The following is a 14,680-nucleotide window of genomic DNA, read 5'->3' on the forward strand; positions in this document are numbered from 1 at the left end:
CAGGACAACCCCTCGGGTCGCCAGACCCGCCGACGTAGAATCGGAACCATGCCCGACAGCTCCTCGCTCAGCCTCGACTCGGTCTCGCTCCTGCTGGTGTGGACCGCGATCGCGGTGTACGCCCTCGCGTTCATCGCGTATGCGATCGACCTCGCGCGCCGATCCGACATGGCGGTCGAGAAGAAGGATGCCCGCGAGCGCGAGCTCGTCGCCGCAGGCGGGGCGTCCGTCGGAGCTCCGCTCGATGCCGTGGCGCAGATGCGCGCCGATGAGCGCGCCGCCGACGTGGCGCTGAACGCACCGCCCGCACAGCGCCCGCGACTGCTCTGGGCGCGTATCGGAACCTCGCTCACCGTGCTCGGGTTCCTCTTCCACGTCGCCGGCGAGGTCACGCGCGGCATCGCCGGCGGCCGCGTGCCGTGGTCGAACATGTACGAGTTCGCGCTCACCGGCACGATGCTCATCGTCGGCGTGTACCTGCTGTCGCTGTTCCGCTTCGACCTGCGCTTCCTCGGGTCGTTCATCACCGGACTGGTCGTGCTCCTCCTCGGCGGCGCCACCGTCGGCTTCTACGTCGAGGTCGTGCCGCTCATGGACCCGCTGAAGTCGGTGTGGCTGGTCATCCACGTCTTCGTGGCGACGCTCGCGACAGCCCTGTTCGCGATCGCGTTCGGCCTGTCGGTGGTGCAGCTGCTCCAGACCCGCCGCGAGGCGAAGGTGGCTGCGGCCGCGGCATCCGACACCCCGTCTGCGAAGACGGGTCCCGCGTTCCTGCGGACGCTCCCGAGCGCGGAGTCGCTCGAGTCGCTCGCCTACCGGTTCGCGATCATCGGCTTCATCTTCTGGACCTTCACGCTCATCGCCGGGTCGATCTGGGCGAATGACGCCTGGGGTCGCTACTGGGGCTTCGACACGAAGGAAGTCTGGACCTTCGTCATCTGGGTGCTCTACGCCGGCTACATCCACGCGCGCGCGACGCGCGGGTGGCGCGGCTCGCGTTCGGCCTGGCTGTCGATCGTCGGCTTCTCGGCGGTGCTGTTCAACTTCACGATCGTCAACATGTTCTTCAAGGGGCTGCACGCCTACTCCGGCCTCAGCTGAGCCGCGATCGCACCGGTCGCGCCGTGATGCCGATCAGCGCGCGTCCGCCGGGCTGAGCACGACCACCGGCGTCGGGCGGCTGCGCCGAGCGGCATGCGCGTCGAGGTCTTCGCCGCCGTCGAGCGTGCGCCAGAGCGCCCAGAGCCGTTCGCGCTCCACTCCCGTCGCCTCGCGTGCGATGACGTCGCGCGGGCCGTCCGGCAGGTCGACGGATGCCGCGGGGCCGGCGCGCAGATTCAGCCACCACGCCGGCGGCGGGTCGTCCCAGCCGTTCATCGCGAGCGTCACGAGGTCGGGGCCGTCCTCGATGTACGCCACGATGGCGACGCGGGCTTCGCCGGAGAGACGCCCGGTCGTGTGCAGGCGCATCATCCCGTACACGGTCGGAGACGGTGCTCGAAGCCCGACTCTGCCGCCGCTGACCGTGTAGAGCGCGCGATGCACCACCCAGGCGGTGCGGATGAACCAGCGGGGCGGGAGGCGCGGCTCGTGCGCCGCGGGAGCGGTGTCGGAGGAGGTCACGGCACCGATCCTCGCGCCTGCCCGGCAGCGCGGCAATCGTCCGATCGGCCGGTCATGCTCGGCCGATCGGACGATGCGGGGGCGCTCAGGCGGTGAGCGGAGTCGCCTTCAGCAGCGCCTGAGCGGAGGTGCTCCGGCGGCGTGCGACGACGAGCACGGTGGCTCCGAGGGCGATCAGCGTCCAGACGACCAGTCCGGTGAGCGCCGCGCCGAGGCCGGTGGCCGAGGTGAGGGCGGCGACCATCCCGTTGTAGGCGGGCCCGGTCGGCAGCAGGCCCGCGATGCTCGACAGCGCGCCCGGGACCGTCGAGACGACGCCGGTCGCGACGACGAATACGCCGATCAGCGCCGACACCCATCGCCCGGCGCCGCCGAACACGGCGACCAGCGCCTGGTTGACTGCCGCGAACGCGATGCCGGCCACGACGCAGACCAGCGCGAACACCGACCACTCCGCCCACGAGTACGACGCCGCCAGCTGCACCACGCCGGCGACGAGGAGGCCCTGCAGGGCTCCCAGCCCAGCGGCGGGGGCGAACGAGCGCAGCGCGAGGACCGCCGACGGCTGACGCGAGGTCAGAGCCCGCCGCGAGACCGCCTGCAGCGCGATGAAGGTGCCGAGCCCGCCGAACCACAGTGCGAGCGTGGTGAGCAGCGGGATCGCCGAGGCGCCGAAGAGCGACGTGCCGACACCGTCCGCCGAGACGGGGTCCGCGACGACGGTCGCGAGGTCGGTCGCCTCGGCGTCGGAGTACGACGGGAGCGAATCGGCCGCCGTGGCCAGTCCGCCCGCGAGCTCGTCGGTGCCGTCGGCGAGCTGGGCCACGCCGTCGGCGAGGCTCGTCGCACCGTCTGCCGCCTGGGTCGCGCCGGACGCGAGCTGCGAGGCGCCGTCGGCCAGGCCGGCCGCGCCGTCCTGCACGCCGGTCGCACCCGTCGCGAGCTGCCCTGCACCCGCGGCGGACTGGTCGATGCCCCCGGCGAGCTGGGTGAGGCCGCCGGCGAGCTCTCCGACGCCGGAGCCGATCTCGCGGAACTGCCCGGCGAACTGCGCCGTGCCCTCGGTGTCGAAGGCATCGAGCGCGTACTGCGTCGTGCCGGCATCCGTCGCGGCGGTGACGGCCTGCTGGGCCGCTGCGCCGGTGTCGGCGGCTGCCGTTGCGAGCTGGAGGCAGAAGTCGGAGCCGACGGGCGCGCACTGCGCCGCGAGCGCGCCGAGGGTCGCGGCTTGGGTGCCGATCGCCTCAGCCGTCGCCGCCGTGCTGGCGGCGGCCGTGTCGGCGAACCCCGAGACCTGGTCGGGCACCAGTCCGGTGTCTTCGAGTGTCTGCGCACCGGCGGTCACGCCGTCGGCGAGCTGCTGGGCTCCGGCTGCGGCATCGCCCGTCTTGTCGGAGATCGTCGTCAACCCGGACTGCAGGGATGTCGCGCCGTCGGCGAGCTGGCCTGCACCGTCCGCGAGCTGCGAAGCGCCGCTCGCCAGCTGCGTGTTGCCGTCGGCGAGCTGAGAGATGCCTCCCGGCAGCTCCGCGGCGCCGTCGGCCGCCTGGGCAGCACCGTCGGCGAGCTGCTGGGCTCCGTCCGCGGCGGTGCCCAGCTGGTCGCTGAGCGTCGTGAAGCCGAGGAAGACGTTCTCGAGGTACACGGTCGACAGCTCCGTGCCCATGGTCGTCGCGGCAGCGTTCGCGACCTGTGCGGTGATCGCGTCATCGACGATGAGGCTGTCGGGCGGCGTCGTCACCTCGATCGTGGCCTGCTCCGGCGTCTCGCCCGGCCGCGTCGACAGCGCTGCCGCCGAGAAGTTCTCGGGGATGGTGATGACCGCCGCGTACGTGCCGTCGGCGAGCCCGTCCGCCGCGTCGTCGGCGTTGGACAGCGTCCAGGTGAGGTTGCTGTCCAGGTCGTCGGAGCCGTCGACGAGGCCGGCGGTGAGCTGGCGGCCGAGAGGCACGGTCTGGCCGTCGACCGTGACGGGCTCGTCCTCGTTCACGACGGCGGCGGTCAGGCTCTCGAGTCGATCGACCGGGTTGTACAGCGCAGTCACCAGGATGCCGCCGATCACGACCGGCAGCAGCAGCACGCCGATGAGCGTCAGCCAGGTGACGGGCCGGCGTGAGCGCGCGCGCTCGACGGCCGTGGTGATCCAGTTCGGGGTCATGCGTTCACCTCTGCGGTGGGAGCGGTCTGGGCGGCGGCGGAGTGCAGTGCGATCGACGTCACGTCGGGGCGGTGCGCCTCCGCGAGGAGGGCGAGTGCGGCGCTCTCGGTGCGCGCCGTCACCACGAGCGTCAGGGGCGTGTCGTCGGTGCGCGGCGTCGCGGCGGCGTCGCGCAGCAGCGCGGCAGCCTGGTCTCGCTCGGCGGCGTCGAGCGCGTCGACCCCCTCGACGACGACGAGCCGCGTCTTGCCCGCCAGTGCGCGCCGCAGCGCCGGCACGGGCTCGTCGGCGTCGGCGAGCAGCGCCAGGCCGACGTGGGCCCGCACCCACGCGGCACGCTCGGGGAGCAGGTGCCCGGCGACGCGGAGGCGGCCGTCGGTGGGGGCGAGACGCGCGGCGACGGTCAGTGCGAACGCGCGGGCCGCACGCGGGTCGCCCGTCGCGATGAGCGTGCCCCCGGGCTCGACGCGGAACCCGGCGCCCTCGAACAGCGAGACTTCGCCGACGGTGCCGCCGGCGTCCGCCCGCACGGCGACCTGCTCGCCGACGACGACGGCGGTCGTGTCGGGCTCGGGCCAGGCGGCGAGCGAGAGCTCCCGCTCGACGGCCTCGCCCTCGATGTCGAAGTGGGGAAGGATGCGGTCGAGCCAGCGCGGCATCCACCACGCCTTGTCGCCGAGCAGCGCCATCACGGCCGGCACGAGCGTCATGCGCACGACGAACGCGTCGACGGCGATGCCGACGGCGAGCCCGAGCGCGATCGGCTTGATCGACGAGTCGCCCTCGGGCACGAACGCGGCGAAGACCGCGAACATGATCACTGCCGCGGCGGTCACCACGCGCGCCGACGCCGTGAAGCCCGAGCGGATGGCCGCGATCGCGATGCCGCGCCGGTCGACGGGCTCGCCGGTTGCCTTCGCGGCGCGGAGGGCGTGGACGTAGTCCTCGCGCATCCGCGAGACGAGGAACACCTCGTAGTCCATCGCGAGGCCGAACAGCACGCCCATGAGGATGATCGGCATGAAGCTGATCACCGGACCGGTCTTGTCGATGTGCAGCGCGTCGCCGAACCAGCCCCACTCGAACACGGCGGCGACGACGCCGAACGCTGCGAGCACCGAGAGCAGGTAGCCGACGGCTGCCTTGATCGGCACCCAGATCGAGCGGAACACGATCATCAGCAGGATGAGCGAGAGACCCACGACGAAGATGCCGAACGGGAGGAGCGCTGCGCCGAGCCGGTCGGAGATGTCGATGCCGACGGCGGTGAAGCCGGTGACCTTGAGGTCGACGCCGTACTCGTCGTACAGCTCGGGTGCGAGGGCGCGGAGGTCGCGGACGAGATCGGCCGTGGCCGGGTCGTCGGGCGCCGTCTCGGGGATGATCTGGATGAGGCCGGTGTCGGCGGTCATGTTCGGGGTCGCGAGGGCCACCTCCTTGACGCCGGGGACCTTCTCGATCTCGGCCGCGAGGTCTTCCATCAGGCCGAGCGGATCGGTCGAGGTGACGATCGTGCCGGCCATCACGAGCGGGCCGTTCTCGCCCGGGCCGAAGTTCTTGGCGGTGAGGTCGTAGGCCTGGCGCGCCTGGCTGCTCTCGGGCTGCATGCCCGCGTTCGGGAGGGCGAGTGCGAGGCTCGCCGACGGCACCGCCATGACGGCGAGACCGAGCACGACCGCGAGCGTCGTGACGATCGGATGCCGCGTCACGAACATCACCCAGCGGTTGGTCTTCTTCGGCGTCGCGGCATCCGTGTGCGTCTCGCCGGCCCCGTCGCGTCCGCGCTCGGCGACGGCGAGCTCGTCCGCGTGCTCGCCGTCGCCGGACGCCGAGTCGGCGGGGCGAGAGGAACCTGCGCCGGCACGCGTCTTTCGGCGCGGACCCACCGTGACGCCGGCGCGACCGACACGCTTCCACCCCGCGACGCGGTCCTTGGCGAAGCCGAGGAGGGCAGGGGTGAGCGTGACGGCGACGACCACCGCGATGGCGACGGCGACGGCTGCCGCGATGCCCATCGTGGTGAGGAACGGGATGCCGGCGAAGCCGAGCCCGACCAGGGCGATGAGCACGGTGACGCCCGCGAAGACGACGGCCGACCCGGCGGTTCCGGTGGCGCGGGCCGCGGACTCCTCGGGATCGACGCCGGCGCGCACCTGGTCCTGATGTCGCGCGACGATGAACAGCGCGTAGTCGATGCCGACCGCGAGCCCGAGCATGATCGCGAGCATCGGCGTGGTCGACGAGATCGATGCGAACGCGGTGGAGACGTAGATGAGGGCGATCGCGAGCCCGACGCCGATGAGGGCGCTGATGAGCGGGAACCACGCGACCGCGAACGAGCGGAAGGTGATGATGAGCACGAACAGCGCGATCAGCACGCCGACGGCCTCGGTGATCGTCAGCGCCGGCACCGAGGTCGAGAACAGGTCGCCGCCGATGGCCACCTCGGCGCCCTCGGGCAGGGCGTCGCGCAGATCACCGGTCGTCGCCTCGAGCATCTCCTTCGTCTCGTCGGTGACGTCGGTGGGGGATCCGTCGAACTGCACCTGGATGATGGCAGCGGTCTCGTCCTCGTTCACCAGGCCCGACACCATCTCGTTGAACGGGTCGGTGGCCGCGAGCACGTCGTCGAGGTCGGCGAAGGCGTCGACGGCGTCTTCGATGGCACCGGCGTAGGGCTCTTCGTCGACCTGGTCGCCGTCGGCCGCGACCACGATCACCTGGGCGCTCGTGCCGCTCGCCTCGGGGAAGCTGCGGCTGAGCATCTCGATGCCCTCCTGCGCCTCGGTGCCGGGGATCGAGAACGAGTTGTCGGTGCCCTTCATGAACAGCGCGGCACCGCCGCCGGCGAGGACGAGCAGCAGCAGCCAGGTGACGAGCACCTTCCACGGGCGGCGGTACGACCAGCGCCCCAGGGCGTAAAGCAAGGTGGACAACAGCGCCTCCGGCTCGGAATCGGGAAGTCGGATCAGGAGTCGATACAGCGCTGTATCGGATACATGAGTGTATCGTAGGGCGATCCGCGGGCCCGAAGCTGAATGCTCCGTGTGAAGATGGCCGAGGAGGAAGACCGATGACAGACGCCACCGTCACGTCGCCGCGCCGCGAGGCCACGCGCCAGAAGCTTCTGGACGCCGCCGCGCAGGTCTTCGCGGAGGTGGGCCTGGATGCCGCCTCGGTCGAGGCGATCTGCGATCAGGCCGGATTCACCCGCGGCGCCTTCTACTCCAACTTCGAGTCGAAGGACGAGCTGTTCCTCGAGCTCGCCGGCCGGGTGTCGCAGGAGCGCGTCGCCGCGGTCCGTGCGCGCGTGGCAGACCTGGAGGCCCACGGAGGCTTCGCAACGGTGTCGACCGACGCGCTCGTCATCGTGCAGCAGGTGCTCGACATCTCCGCCGACGACCGCCTCGCCATCCTGCTGATGAGCGAGATCCGCATCCACGCACTGCGCAATCCCGACATCGCCGCCGCCTACCTCGCGCAGGAGGGGGAGATGCTCGAGAGCGTCGCGCAGATCATCGAAGACATCGCCCGTGCGAAGATGCTCACGTTCCGCGTCGACGCGCCCGAAGCGGCCCGCCTCATGCTCACCGTGTGGGAGGGCGAGTCGGTGCGCTCGGCGATGGCCGGTGTCGACTTCGCCGAGATGTGCCGGCGCACGAGCGAGCAGGTCGCCCGCGTCGCGCAGCTGATCATCGAGCCGCCGGCCTGACGTCCCGTCGCAGTCGGCCGACGCCGCGCGCCGCCATCGAGCGATCCGGGATGCTCCGGGCTCAGCGGTCGGCGAGCAGCTCCGCGCAGCGCGCCACGCGCTCGAGCCACCACTGGCGCCGCTCGGCGGGCGCAGCGTGCTGCTCGAGGAGGGCCTCGTCGGGGGTGATGCGCCCCACGGCGAGCATCCCGTCCAACGGTCGCAGCGGCTGCGAGGTGACGTCTGCGGTGAACAGTGCGGCGGTGCCGAGCCCGCAGTCGTAGTCGAGGTCGGGAAGGGCTGCTGCGAGCGCGACGCCCATCGACAGCCCGATCGACGTGTCGAGGGCGCTCGATACCACCGCCGGCAGCCCGGCCTCGGCGACGATCGCGAGTGCCCGGCGCACACCGCCCAGCGGCTGGGCCTTGATCACGAGTAGATCGGCCGCGCCGGCGCGCGCGACGGCGAGCGGGTCTGCGGCCTTTCGCACGCTTTCGTCTGCGGCGATGGGGATGCCCATGTACTTCACGCGTCGGCGCAGTTCGGCGAGCTCGGCGACGCTCTCGCACGGCTGCTCGACGTACTCGAGGTCGAACTCGGCGAGGGCGTGGATGGCGTGCTCGGCCTCGTCGAGGTTCCAGCCGCCGTTCGCGTCGATGCGGACGCGGCCCTCGGGGCCAATCGCCTCGCGCACGGCGCGCACGCGGGCGACGTCGTCGGCGAGGTCCTGACCGCGCTCGGCGACCTTCACCTTCGCGGTGCGGCACCGGTCGTACCGGGCGAGCACCTCGGCGACGGATGCTGCGGGCACGGCCGGAACTGTGGCGTTGACGGCGATCGTGCTGCGCAGCGCGTCGGGCTGCGGCGACCAGCCGAAGTCGATCGCGGCGGCGAGCCACGTCGCGGCCTCGGCGTCGTCGTACTCGAGGAACGGTGAGAACTCCGTCCACCCCTCGGGGCCCTCGAACAGCACGGCCTCGCGCACATCGACGCCGCGGAACCGCGTCGCCAGCGGGAGCGCGACCACGCGGGCCGACGAAAGGATCTCGGCGAGCGAGGGCTGTGCGGTGTGGCTCACGCGACCATCATGCTCGCTCGCGGGCCGTTCCCCGCTGCGGCGCGGTCGACGGATGTGGATCGATCATGTGGGTGCCGTTGCATTGCAATGATGTGCCCGCGCTATCGATGCGTGGTTGACGATAGTGTGTGAGACACAGTACAGTGTGATCCATGAGCGAAACCGAAGCCCTCGATACGCACCTGCAAGAGCTGCGTCGCGGCACCGTGGTGCTCGCCTGTCTGCGTCTTCTCGAGCGGCCGGGGTACGGCTACGGCCTCCTCGAAGAGCTCGGGTCGCGCGGCTTCGACACCGACGCCAACACGCTGTATCCGCTCCTGCGCAGGCTCGAGAAGCAGGGGCACCTCACGAGCGAGTGGAACACCGACGAGGCGCGGCCTCGCAAGTTCTACCGCACCTCGGCCGCCGGCATCCGTCTGGCGGCTGCACTGACCGACGATTTCCGCGCGATCGCCGCAGCGATCGACGCACTCCCCGAGGAGGACTGACGTGCCTGTGACACTGACCGACCGCTATGTGGGCGCCGCGATGCGCACCGTGCCCGAGCGGCAGCGTGCCGACCTCGCCACCGAGCTGCGCGCATCCATCGACGACCAGGTCGACGCCCGCGTCGCCGCCGGTGAAGACGCCGCAGCCGCCGAGCGCGCCGTGCTGACCGGCCTGGGCGACCCCGACGCGCTGGCGGCGGGATACACCGACCGCCCGCTGCACCTCATCGGGCCGAAGTACTACCTCACGTGGTGGCGGCTGCTGAAGCTGCTGCTGTGGATCGTCATCCCGTCCGCGGCATTCGCCGTCGCGCTGGGGCAGACCCTCGCCGGTGCGCCGTTCGGCGCCATCGTCGGGTCGACGATCGGCATCACCATCACCGCCGGCGTGCACCTGTGCTTCTGGGTCACCCTCGTGTTCGCGTTCATCGAGTACTGGGAGGGGCGGACCGGGGAGCAGACGGCGGTCACGGAGTGGAGTCTCGATGACCTTCCCGAGCCGCGCGAGAACTCCGTCGGCTTCATCGAGATGGTCGTGGGCATCGCCTGGCTCTTCATCGTCGCGGGCTTCGTGCTGTGGGATCACTTCCTCGGGTTCGTCCCCGGCGCGACGATCTCGTTCCTCGATCCGGGGCTGTGGCCGTGGTGGATCGGCGCCCTCTTCGTCGTGATGGCGGTGTCGGCGACGTTCAGCGTGATCGTGTACGCGGTGGGGCGCTGGACCTACCCGCTCGCCGCGACGAACGCGGTGCTCGCGGTCATCGTCGCCGTTCCGGCCCTCTGGCTGCTGTCTCAGGACCGCCTGATCAACCCCGCCTTCTGGGACGCGGTCCTCGACGAGGCGGGAGCCGACGTGCCGGGCATCCTGAACGTGATCTTCGGGTTCGTCATCGCGGGCATCGCGGTATGGAGCATCATCGACGGCTTCCTCAAGGCGCGTCGGGCCGCACAGGTGTGACAGTGCGTGAAGCGGGGTCGGGCGATTCGGCCCGACCCCGCTTCCGTCGCTCCTAGGCTTCTGCCATGCCTCTTCTCGACGCCCCCGTGCGGCTCGGCGTGCAGCTCACGCCGCAGCACGTCACGTACCCCGAGCTTCGCGACGCCGTTCTCCGACTGGAGGACCTCGGCGTCGACATCCTGTTCAACTGGGATCACTTCTTCCCGCTGTCGGGAGACCCCGACGGTCTGCACTACGAATCGTGGACGATGCTCGCCGCCTGGGCGGAGCAGACCGAGCGGGTCGAATTCGGCGCGCTGGTCAACTGCAACAGCTACCGCAACCCCGACCTTCAGGCCGACATGGCCCGCACGATCGATCACATCTCCGCCAAGGGCGGGCAGACCGGCCGATTCATCTTCGGCACGGGGTCGGGCTGGTTCGAGCGCGACTACGACGAGTACGGCTACGACTTCGGCACCGCCGGGTCGCGGCTCGACGACCTCGCCGACGGGCTCGCACGGGTCGAGGCGCGGTGGGCGCGGCTCAACCCGGCGCCGACCCGCCGCATCCCCGTGCTCATCGGAGGGAAGGGCGAGCAGAAGACGCTGCGCCTCGTCGCTCGGCACGCCGACATCTGGCACAGCTTCGTGGGGGCGGACGAGGTCGCGCACAAGCTCGCGGTCATCGAGCGCTGGGCGGAGAAGGAGGAGCGCGACACGTCGTCGCTCGTCGTCTCGAACGAACTCGTGCGCCGCACGGTCGAGACCGCCGACGCCCTCTACGACGCCGGTACCCGCCTGTTCACCCTGAGCTTCGGCGGGCCCGACTACGACTACGACCTGGTGCGCACGTGGCTCGCCTGGCGCGACGCGAAGAACGCGTGACACGCGCCCGGCGGCGCAGGGGTGTCTTGAGCCGCCGCAGCGCTGAGCCCGCTGCCGGCTGAGCGCGGCGGTCGGGACCGGGACGCCAGGGGTCATCCGGGCCGGTCCCGCACCGGCCGCGACTAGACTCGCGCGGGTGACCGGCACCGCTCCCGCCCCCCGATTCGACCTCGACATCGAGGGCGTCGCCCGCCCGGCGCGGGCGCAGGCCCTGCTCGATGCGCTCGCGCGCCGCGTGGTCATCGCCGATGGCGCGATGGGCACGATGCTGCAGCGTCACGACCTGTCGATCGACGTCGACTTCCTCGGCCTCGAGGGCTGCAACGAGATCCTCAACGAGACGCGGCCCGACGTGGTGGCCGCCATCCACGACGCGTACTACGCCGTCGGCGTCGACGCCGTCGAGACGAACACGTTCGGCGCGAACTGGTCGAACCTGTCGGATTACGACATCGACGACCGCATCGCCGACCTCGCCGAGCGCGGTGCGCGCATCGCACGCGAGCGCGCCGAGGCGGCCGAGGCCGCCGACGGCCGCCTGCGCTGGGTGCTCGGGTCGATGGGCCCGGGCACGAAGCTGCCGAGCCTCGGCCACACCACCTACGACCACCTCAAGCAGACCTTCGCGCTCCAGGCCGAAGGACTCATCGACGGCGGGGCGGATGCGTTCCTCGTCGAGACCTCGCAGGACCTGCTGCAGACCAAGGCCGCGGTCAACGGCTGCAAGCAGGCGATCGTCGCCCGCGGCATCCGTCTCCCGATCTTCGTCGAGGTGACCGTCGAGACGACCGGCACCATGCTGATGGGCTCGGAGATCGGCGCGGCGCTGACCGCCCTCGAACCGCTCGGCGTCGACGCGATCGGCCTCAACTGCGCGACCGGCCCCGCCGAGATGAGCGAGCACCTGCGGCACCTCTCGAAGCACTCGTCGGTCGCGATCGCCTGCATGCCCAACGCCGGCCTGCCGGTGCTCGGCGCCGACGGCGCGCACTACCCGCTGTCGCCGGCCGAGCTCGCCACCGCGCACGAGCAGTTCGTGAAGGAGTTCGGACTCGGACTCATCGGCGGATGCTGCGGCACGACGCCCGAGCACCTCGCCGCGGTCGTCGAGCGGCTCGAGCCGTACCGCGCCCCCGCCGCCGAGCCTGTCGCGGTCCCCGAGCCCGTCGAGGAGCGCGTCGTCGAGATCGAGGCGGGCGTCGCGTCGCTCTACCAGCACGTGCCGTTCCGGCAGGATGCCTCGTACCTCGCCATCGGCGAGCGGACCAACGCGAACGGGTCGAAGGCCTTCCGCGAGGCGATGCTCGAGGGCCGCTTCGACGACTGCGTCGAGATCGCCCGCAACCAGATCCGCGTGGGCGCACACCTGCTCGACGTCTGCGTCGACTACGTCGGCCGCGACGGCGTGGACGACATCCGCGAGGTGGTGTCGCGCTTCGCGTCGGCATCCACTCTTCCCCTCGTGATCGACTCGACCGAGCCCGCCGTGATCCAGGCGGGTCTCGAGCTCATCGGCGGCCGACCCGTCGTCAACTCGGTCAACTACGAAGACGGCGATGGGCCGACGTCGCGGTTCGGGCGCATCATGCCGCTCGTGAAGGAGCACGGCACCGCCGTCGTCGCGCTCACGATCGACGAGCAGGGGCAGGCGCGCACCACCGACGACAAGGTGCGCATCGCCTCGCGACTCATCGACGAGCTGGTCGGCGAGTGGGGCATGCGGGTCGACGACATCATCGTCGACGCACTGACCTTCCCGATCGCGACCGGCCAGGAGGAGACCCGCCGCGACGCCATCGAGACCATCGAGGCGATCCGTGCGATCAGCGCGAAGTACCCGGGCATCAACACCACGCTCGGCGTCTCGAATGTGTCGTTCGGTCTCAACCCGGCGGCGCGCTCGGTGCTCAACTCGGTCTTCCTCCACGAGGCGGTCGAGGCCGGGCTCACGTCGGGCATCATCGACGCGGCCAAGATCGTTCCGCTCGCCTCGATCTCCGACGAGCAGCGCCAGGTCGCCCTCGATCTTGTGTGGGACCGCCGGGAGTACGACGCGGACGGCGGCGTGACGTACGACCCGCTCGCCCGCATGCTCGACATCTTCGCCGGCGTCGACACCGCGGCGCTGCGCGACCAGCGCGCGGCCGAGCTCGCCGCCCTCCCGGTGGGGGAGCGCCTGCAGCGCCGCATCATCGACGGCGAGGCGAAGGGGCTCGAGACCGACCTCGACCTCGCCCGCGCCGACGGCATGAGCGCGCTCCAGATCATCAACGACCAGCTGCTCGAGGGCATGAAGGTCGTCGGCGAGCGGTTCGGCTCGGGCGAGATGCAGCTGCCGTTCGTGCTGCAGTCGGCCGAGGTGATGAAGACGGCGGTCGCCCTGCTCGAGCCGTACATGGAGAAGTCGGATGCCTCGGGCAAGGGCACGATCGTGCTCGCGACGGTGCGCGGCGATGTGCACGACATCGGCAAGAACCTGGTCGACATCATCCTCACCAACAACGGCTACGACGTGATCAACCTCGGCATCAAACAGCCGATCGCCGACATCATCGCGGCGGCCGAGGAGCACGACGCCGACGTGATCGGCATGTCGGGGCTGCTGGTGAAGTCGACGGTCGTGATGAAGGAGAACCTGCAGGAGCTCACCGCCCGGGGACTCGGCACGAAGTGGCCGGTCATCCTCGGCGGCGCCGCGCTGACCCGCGCGTACGTGGAGGAGGACCTCGCCGGACTCTTCGACGGGCAGGTGCGCTACGCCCGCGACGCGTTCGAGGGCCTGGCGCTCATGGAGCCGCTCGTGCGGATCGCGCGCGGGGCCGAACCCGACGAGGTCGGGCTGCCGCCGCTGAAGAAGCGGCGCCACGCGCCGGGGTCGCGCCTCACGCTGACCGAGCCCGAGGCGATGCCCGCCCGGTCCGACGTGGCTGCCGACAACGCCGTGCCGGCGCCGCCCTTCTGGGGCACCCGGATCGCCCGCGGCATCGCGCTCGCCGACTACGCCGCGTTCCTCGACGAGCGGGCGACCTTCATGGGTCAGTGGGGCCTCAAGCCGGGCCGCGGCGAGGACGGCCTGTCGTACGAGCAGCTCGTCGAGACCGAGGGTCGGCCGCGGCTGCGGTACTGGCTCGACCGCATCCTCGCCGAGGGCATGCTCGACGCGTCGGTGGCGTACGGGTACTTCCCGGTGGTGTCGGAGGGCGATGACCTGATCGTGCTCCACCACGGCGACGATGCGTCGGGAGCCCTCGGCGTGCCGGGGCTGCTCGCGCCCGACGGCGGGTCGGGTGGCGCGGTCGGCACCGAGCGCCTGCGCTTCCACTTCCCGCGCCAGCGGCGCGACCGGCACCTGTGCCTCTCGGACTTCGTCCGCTCACGCGAGTCGGGCACGGTCGACGTGCTGCCGGTGCAGCTCGTCACCGCCGGTGCGGCGATCGATGCCGTCACCGCGAAGCTCTTCGCCGAAGACAGGTACCGCGACTACTACGAGCTCAACGGGCTCGTGATGCAGCTCACCGAGGCGCTCGCCGAGTTCTGGCACGCGCGCATCCGGTCCGAGCTGGGCTTCGCCGCAGAAGACCCGAACGACACCGCCGGGCTGTTCAAACTGGAGTACCGCGGCGCTCGGTTCTCGCTCGGCTACCCCGCGTGCCCCGACATGGAGGACCGCCGCAAGGTGGTCGAGCTGCTGCGCCCCGAGCGCATGGGCGTCGAGCTCAGCGAGGAGCTGCAGCTGCACCCCGAGCAGTCGACGGACGCCTTCGTCTTCCACCACCCCGAGGCGAAGTACTTCTCGGTCTGAGGCGCGACGCAGCCAT

General features: G+C 71.2%; 10 protein-coding genes. 6 read left to right on the forward strand and 4 right to left on the reverse strand.

The window, feature by feature from the left end:
* Window positions 1-48 precede the first annotated feature (48 nt).
* Window positions 49-1,101 (forward strand): c-type cytochrome biogenesis protein CcsB, encoded by a 1,053-nt coding sequence (ccsB, locus tag JOD63_RS01225; protein ID WP_045277110.1) that lies wholly within the window; start codon window positions 49-51, stop codon window positions 1,099-1,101.
* A 33-nt stretch (window positions 1,102-1,134) separates the two neighbouring features.
* On the opposite strand, the gene JOD63_RS01230 is transcribed toward ccsB, so the two are convergent.
* The 3 genes from JOD63_RS01230 to JOD63_RS01240 all read right to left on the reverse strand — a co-directional run bounded on the left by JOD63_RS01230 (window position 1,135) and on the right by JOD63_RS01240 (window position 6,717).
* Window positions 1,135-1,623 (reverse strand): nitroreductase/quinone reductase family protein, encoded by a 489-nt coding sequence (locus JOD63_RS01230; protein ID WP_045277111.1) that lies wholly within the window; start codon window positions 1,621-1,623, stop codon window positions 1,135-1,137.
* Window positions 1,624-1,708: 85 nt separating this feature from the next.
* The gene (locus tag JOD63_RS01235; protein ID WP_211088019.1) at window positions 1,709-3,781 is read right to left on the reverse strand and encodes a YhgE/Pip family protein; all 2,073 of its coding nucleotides are present in this window, start codon (window positions 3,779-3,781) and stop codon (window positions 1,709-1,711) included.
* Window positions 3,778-6,717 (reverse strand): MMPL family transporter, encoded by a 2,940-nt coding sequence (locus JOD63_RS01240; RefSeq protein WP_045277112.1) that lies wholly within the window; start codon window positions 6,715-6,717, stop codon window positions 3,778-3,780. Before JOD63_RS01240 ends, JOD63_RS01235 begins: the two co-directional genes overlap by 4 nt.
* A 137-nt stretch (window positions 6,718-6,854) precedes the next feature.
* On the opposite strand from JOD63_RS01240, the gene JOD63_RS01245 reads away from it, so the two are divergent.
* Entirely contained in the window at window positions 6,855-7,493 is a 639-nt protein-coding gene (locus tag JOD63_RS01245; RefSeq protein WP_045277113.1) for a TetR/AcrR family transcriptional regulator, read from the forward strand.
* A gap of 61 nt (window positions 7,494-7,554) precedes the next feature.
* Here JOD63_RS01245 and JOD63_RS01250 read toward each other — a convergent pair whose 3' ends face one another.
* Window positions 7,555-8,550 carry an o-succinylbenzoate synthase gene (locus JOD63_RS01250; protein ID WP_045277114.1) on the reverse strand — a complete coding sequence of 332 codons (996 nt, stop codon included), beginning with the start codon at window positions 8,548-8,550 and terminating at the stop codon, window positions 7,555-7,557.
* 152 nt (window positions 8,551-8,702) lie between these two features.
* Here JOD63_RS01250 and JOD63_RS01255 point away from each other — a divergent pair, with 152 nt between their 5' ends.
* The 4 genes from JOD63_RS01255 (at window position 8,703) to metH (ending at window position 14,664) form a co-directional block, all read left to right on the forward strand.
* Window positions 8,703-9,038, forward strand: a complete 336-nt coding sequence (locus JOD63_RS01255; protein ID WP_045277115.1) for a PadR family transcriptional regulator — start codon at window positions 8,703-8,705, stop codon at window positions 9,036-9,038.
* Window position 9,039: 1 nt separating this feature from the next.
* On the forward strand, window positions 9,040-9,996 hold the full coding sequence (locus JOD63_RS01260) for a permease prefix domain 1-containing protein (protein ID WP_052682621.1): 957 nt from the start codon (window positions 9,040-9,042) through the stop codon (window positions 9,994-9,996).
* Window positions 9,997-10,061: 65 nt separating this feature from the next.
* Window positions 10,062-10,862, forward strand: coding sequence for an LLM class F420-dependent oxidoreductase (locus JOD63_RS01265; protein WP_045277116.1), 801 nt, complete (start codon window positions 10,062-10,064; stop codon window positions 10,860-10,862).
* A gap of 136 nt (window positions 10,863-10,998) precedes the next feature.
* On the forward strand, window positions 10,999-14,664 hold the full coding sequence (gene metH, locus JOD63_RS01270) for a methionine synthase (protein ID WP_211088020.1): 3,666 nt from the start codon (window positions 10,999-11,001) through the stop codon (window positions 14,662-14,664).
* The last annotated feature ends 16 nt before the right edge of the window (window positions 14,665-14,680 follow it).

Origin of the sequence: Microbacterium terrae (assembly GCF_017831975.1) — a bacterium.
Classification (GTDB): domain Bacteria; phylum Actinomycetota; class Actinomycetes; order Actinomycetales; family Microbacteriaceae; genus Microbacterium; species Microbacterium terrae.